General features: G+C 63.8%; 2 protein-coding genes. Both read left to right on the forward strand.

Features of this window, described 5'->3' with window-relative positions; translation table 11 throughout:
- Positions 1–164 precede the first annotated feature (164 nt).
- A complete protein-coding gene (gene istA / locus ACIGKQ_RS25225; RefSeq protein ID WP_396575175.1) occupies positions 165–1,676 on the forward strand; it encodes an IS21 family transposase in 1,512 nt (503 codons plus the stop codon).
- Positions 1,673–2,461: an IS21-like element helper ATPase IstB gene (istB, locus tag ACIGKQ_RS25230; RefSeq protein ID WP_062394395.1), complete on the forward strand. Its 789-nt coding sequence runs from the start codon at positions 1,673–1,675 to the stop codon at positions 2,459–2,461. Before istA ends, istB begins: the two co-directional genes overlap by 4 nt.
- The last annotated feature ends 66 nt before the right edge of the window (positions 2,462–2,527 follow it).

Raw genomic sequence — 2,527 nt, forward strand, 5'->3', positions numbered from 1 at the left:
TGTCCATGGCCATGAGAAAGTCCCCATTGGTGGCCAGGTCGAGGTCCCCGCTGGTGGCCAGATAAAAGTCCCCACCCTGTGTTCGTCGTGTCGACCCGGAACTGAGGGCCCAGGCGATGACGGTGAAGGTGCCAACCGATCACCATCACCGCCTGGGAGTTCCATTGAAGTCTGCGAAGGACCGTATGGACATCATTTCTGCTTACCGAGAACTCGGAAGCTATCGCGCCGCAGCCGAGGTGTGCGGCACCACCCACAAGACCGTCAAACGTGTGGTCGACCGGTTCGAGGCCGACGATCAACCACCCGACCGCAAGGAACGGGCCCGCAACTACGATGCGGTCGCCGAGCTGGTCGCCGAGAGAGTCGAGCGGTCACACGGCCGGATCACCGCCAAACGTCTGCTACCAGTAGCGCGTGCGGCGGGCTATGCAGGCTCGGCCCGCAACTTCCGTCGTCTCGTCGCCCAGGAGAAAACACAGTGGCGCCGTGATCACCATCGTGGCCGCCGCCCGGCAGTGTGGGCTCCGGGTGACTACCTGGTCATCGATTGGGCCGTGATCGGCGGCCTGCACATGTTCTGCGCGGTGTTGGCGTTCTCACGCTGGCGGTTCGTTCGGTTCGCCACCAATGAAACATCCACCACCACACTCGGATTCATCGCCGAAGCGTTAGAAGAGATCGGTGGAGTACCTAACAAGGTACTCGCTGATCGGATGGGCTGCCTCAAAGGTGGAGTCGTCGCCAACGTCGTCGTACCCACCCCCACGTATGTGCGGTTTGCCACCCACTACGGGTTCGCCCCGGATTTCTGTCACGGCGCCGATCCGGAATCGAAAGGGATCGTGGAGAACCTCTGCGGGTACGCGCAGTCAGATCTGGCGCAACCGTTGTGGACCGAAGCCAAGATCGCCGCTGGTCGTGACGACGTGCAGCTGGATGTGCACGCAGCGAACCGGGCCGCGCGGGACTGGTGTGTCGAGGTCAACACCCGCCGTCACAGCGACACACTGTGCGTGCCTGCTGACCAACTCACGATCGAACGAGACACATTGAGCCCGTTGCCGTCTCTGCGGGCCCAGGTCGGTCCACCGCCGGTCACCCGTAAGGTCGATCGCCTCTCGTGTATCCGGTACGCCTCGGCCCGCTACTCGGTACCCAACCGGCTCATCGGCACCACCGTGACCCTCATCCAGGACGGTGAGCGGCTCCTGATCGCCGAACCTGCCTCCGGTGAGGTGGTCGCCGATCATCTGTTGGCCGCACCTGGTGAGGTCGTCCTCAACGATGATCACTACGGGGGGCCACGCACCCCGCCCAGTCGTGCACCACGGCCCAAAACTGCGGTGGAGAAACAGTTCTGCGATCTCGGTGAGGTTGCTGAGCAGTTCCTGGTCGGTGCCGCGGCGATTGGGAACACCCGCCTGGGCGGTGAACTCGATGACATCCTCGGCCTGGTCACCTCCCACGGCCGCGAACAGGTGCTCACCGCTCTGACCAGGGCGGTGGCGTTCCGGAGGTTCAAGGCCGCCGATGTGCGTTCGATCCTCGATGCCGGAGCCGGCACCCCCAACCCGCGACCGGCCGGCACAGCACTGTTGGGTCACCTGCCTACCGCGCCCACCCGCTCGCTGGATGCCTACAAGCTGGGCGCCGGCGACAAGGAGGTGTCATGACCACCACAACATCGACACCCGTTGCACCTCAGACAGTGCCGCCGCTACCGGCCGACCTCGATCACGCGCTACGCCGATTGAAACTGGCCTCGATCCGCCGCAGCGCACCCGAGGTGCTGCTCACCGCGAAAACCCAGCGGTGGACACCCGAAGAAGTACTGCGAACCCTGGTGGAAACCGAGATCGCCGCTCGTGATGCCTCCAACATCCGCAACCGACTCAAAGCTGCCGGGTTCCCGGTCACCAAAACCTTGGAATCGTTCGACGTGGCCGCATCCTCTATTCCGGCCAATACCTTCGAATACCTGTCTTCACTGGAATGGGTTCGGGCGCAACATAATGTCGCCCTGATCGGCCCTGCCGGGACGGGTAAGAGTCACACCCTGATCGGGTTGGGGATCGCCGCAGTGCACGCCGGACACAAAGTGCGGTACTTCACCGCCGCCGACCTCGTGGAGACCCTGTATCGCGGGCTGGCCGACAACACCGTCGGCAGAACCATCGACACCCTGCTGCGCCAAGATCTGCTCATCCTTGACGAGATCGGATTCGCCCCGCTCGACGACACCGGCACCCAACTGCTGTTCCGGCTCGTCGCCGGCGCCTACGAACGCCGATCTCTCGCGATCGCCAGCCACTGGCCCTTCGAACAATGGGGACGATTCCTGCCCGAACACACCACCGCCGCCAGCATCCTCGACCGGCTCCTGCACCACGCCACCATCGTCATCACCGACGGCGACTCCTACCGCATGACACACCGAACGGAGGTGCCACCGACCTAGAACATCCCGCACAGGGTGGGGACTTTTACCTGGCCACCAGCGGGGACATCAAACTGGCCGTTGACA

Origin of the sequence: Gordonia sp. NPDC062954, from assembly GCF_044543825.1 — a bacterium.
Lineage (GTDB): Bacteria > Actinomycetota > Actinomycetes > Mycobacteriales > Mycobacteriaceae > Gordonia > Gordonia tangerina.

Excerpts from the sequence above, each read along its gene's own strand:
- istB (WP_062394395.1), top strand. The coding sequence starts at position 1,673 with ATGACCACCACAACATCGACACCCGTTGCACCTCAGACAGTGCCGCCG.